Genomic DNA, 2,031 nt, shown 5'->3' with positions numbered 1-2,031 from the left:
AGCCCAAAAAGCCGGTAAGAAGATTTCCGCTCTTATTCAGCGTCAACTCCAGCAGTGGATTGCCGCTTTGCCCAGTTACATCAAGGCTTGTTTGCCGATTTCATGCTGCGAAAGTTGAGTTATTTACGCTAAATTATGATACTTTGTTTGAACAAGCAGCAGCCAAATGCGGTTATACAATTATTGATGGGTTTTCATTTTCTTTTCCAAGAACGTTCAATGGTAAATACTTCGATTATGACGTAGTTGTAAGGGAAAACAGTAGAATTAAAACTGAAGAAAATTATGCCCCAAGGGTGCTTCATCTTTATAAGCCACACGGTTCGATTGATTGGCAAAAAGTAGGGGAGAAAATAATAAAAAATGAAAATCCAGATAATCCAGTAATGATATATCCTAAATCAACTAAATACGAATCTTCATATGAGCAGCCTTTTTTCGAAATGATTGCTAGATTTCAACAAGCGCTTAGAAAAGAAAACGTATTCTTGTTAACTATTGGTTTTAGTTTTTATGATAAACATATTTCATCAATCATTCATGAAGCACTAGAAATAAACCCTAGTTTTATCCTGATGGTGGTAACATTGGGGATCGAATCAAACGATGCTCTTACTAAATTAAGAGAAATAGCTTCCAAGAATAACAATGTGCTATTAATTGAAGAAAGATTTATAGATCTTGTTACAAATTATCCGTTTAATGAAGTATATCATGATAACACTGGAGAGGGTTATGAAAATAAATCCTTTTGAACATAATTATTTCTTAGGTTATGTAAGTCAGGTATCCCCACAATCAGTAAAAATTCATTTTCCTTCATCTGTTTTATTAAATAGGTTTATCTTTTCAGGTGAGGAATTTAATGGTGGACTTATAGGTTCTTTTGTTGCTATAGAAGGTGAAAGTAGCGGTTTTTTAGGGAAAATATTAGAATTAGATTTGCCAGAACGTGAAAGGCTAGAACTTAATGAAAAAGCTTTTCAGGGAAAAGACTTTCATCCTTTGGCTAAAGTTGACATTATGTTAAGTTTTGACTACTTTAATCCGTTTGACATTAGGAAAGGACTTGACTGTTATCCCAATATCGGGGCAAAGGTCTTTGTTTGCTCATCGAATTTTATTCAGAATTATTTCAAACGATTTGGCGTCAAGCATGAGGAAGTGCCGTATATTAAAATTGGTACTCTAACATCTAACAAAAGCACTGAGGTTTCAGTTTCACAGCAAGCACTCCTAAGCCGGCATTGCGCCATTGTTGGGACTACAGGTGGTGGGAAAAGTTGGACTGTTTCTAAACTAGTACAATCTTTGAAAGAAAATAAGAACAAGGTCATTTTGATAGATCCGACTGGTGAATATCATACATTCGATGGTGACTTGACGCAAACCGCAATTCTTTCATTAAATTCATACCTAAGTTACAGAAAATTAACTGTAGAAGACCTGTTCTTTCTCTTAAAACCAGCCGGTAAAGTTCAGCAGCCAAAGCTAATGGAAGCAATAAGATCTTTAAAGATGATAGAAATTGATACTGAAGATGCACTTTCAGAATATAAAAAAGAACAATATCTAGAAAAAAAGAAAAAGACTAAACGAAATCTACAAGCATTTTATTATCGAAACATCTCTAAAATCGAAAATGGATTTCTTGAATTTAATATAAAAAAATTAGTTGATCAACTACGTGAAGAATGTATTTATGATTCGTTATACAATGATTCCAATACATTTGGTGACAGAAATGATAATGATATTTCTAATTGTGTGAGTTTAATATCTAGAACAAATAACTTACTAAACACATCGTTGTTTAATAATATTTTTGGGTTTGATAAAATTGAAGATAATGATAATGAATTAATTAACATAATAGAAAGATTTCTAGCAAGTGATAAAAATATCTTAAGGCAGACCTGTTGATTAACCAGAAATTGTAATACAAGTCATCCTACCAGAGGCATACTGAAGCAGGCGATTCAGTCGCACCACCCACTCAATCGGTAACTTACACAGACCAAATAAGCGTGA

Annotated in this window: 2 protein-coding genes; both read left to right on the top strand. The window is 33.3% G+C overall.

The window, feature by feature from the left end; translation table 11 throughout:
• Positions 1-143 precede the first annotated feature (143 nt).
• A complete protein-coding gene (locus KXG62_RS33725; RefSeq protein WP_246627769.1) occupies positions 144-755 on the top strand; it encodes an SIR2 family protein in 612 nt (203 codons plus the stop codon).
• On the top strand, positions 736-1,923 hold the full coding sequence (locus KXG62_RS33720; RefSeq protein WP_218096383.1) for an ATP-binding protein: 1,188 nt from the start codon (positions 736-738) through the stop codon (positions 1,921-1,923). The genes KXG62_RS33725 and KXG62_RS33720 overlap by 20 nt, the downstream gene beginning before the upstream one ends.
• Positions 1,924-2,031: the final 108 nt, after the last annotated feature.

The sequence above is a fragment of the Paenibacillus solanacearum genome (assembly GCF_910593845.1).
Lineage (GTDB): Bacteria > Bacillota > Bacilli > Paenibacillales > NBRC-103111 > Paenibacillus_G > Paenibacillus_G solanacearum.
Note: the sequence above shows the minus strand (reverse complement) of the source record. Positions and strands in the feature narration are given on the sequence as shown.

What these genes read in the sequence shown, in the direction of transcription:
- KXG62_RS33720 (WP_218096383.1), top strand. Translation starts at nt 736, where the DNA reads ATGAAAATAAATCCTTTTGAACATAATTATTTCTTAGGTTATGTAAGT.